This window comes from Oleiphilus sp. HI0128 (genome assembly GCF_001635365.1).
In genome coordinates this window covers 1-639 of the sequence record NZ_LWGG01001506.1, presented here as the reverse complement: position 1 = coordinate 639, position 639 = coordinate 1, and the positions used below count along the sequence as shown (strand labels likewise).

Annotated in this window: 1 protein-coding gene; it reads right to left on the bottom strand. The window is 41.2% G+C overall.

Features of this window, described 5'->3' with window-relative positions; all coding sequences use genetic code 11:
- Positions 1-57: 57 nt before the first annotated feature.
- Positions 58-639: protein kinase (locus A3763_RS24860; RefSeq protein WP_156495318.1), on the bottom strand; the 582-nt coding region annotated here is incomplete at its 5' end.

The window sequence follows — 639 nt, the reverse complement described above, 5'->3', positions numbered from 1 at the left end:
TTCCATATCAATCGTATTAATTCTATAAAAATGCGGGCAAAGGATGCCTAAAAAGCATTACCCCAGCCAAAGCCAGAGTGTGGCCAATTCTACAACAAACATGATTGCAGTGATGCTTTGCCAAAACCGCAGCGGATTTCTTTTTGCAAGTGGTATATGGGCCTTATCCATAAACTCCGAATTAGGATGTTCGAGATCATAAATAAATTCTGACAAGGCATCATATCGAAGTTCTGTAGAAATCTGTAAAGCTTTTTCGATCGCACCATCCATCCATTCGGGAACCATTGGGTTAAACTCTCGAGCTGGCTGATATTTTAGTCGATAAAATTCATTGGTAGACTGACTGGTCTCAAATTTTTCGCCATAAGGCTGTTGTCCCGTCAGCATTTCGTAGAGAACAACAGCAATTGAAAACATGTCGGACTTTAAAGAAGCTTTTCGTCCCAGCTTATACTCTGGCGCACCATAGGTGTCAGTTCCCAGTACTTGCTCACGTTCAAAGGGTGATTCTATTTCAGCAACACCCGCAATAAAGCAGGAACCAAAATCTATAATCGTTACCTTACCCTCGTCATCGACCATTATATTTTCTGGTTTAATATCCTGATGCAAAGTCTCTTTACGATGCATAGCACG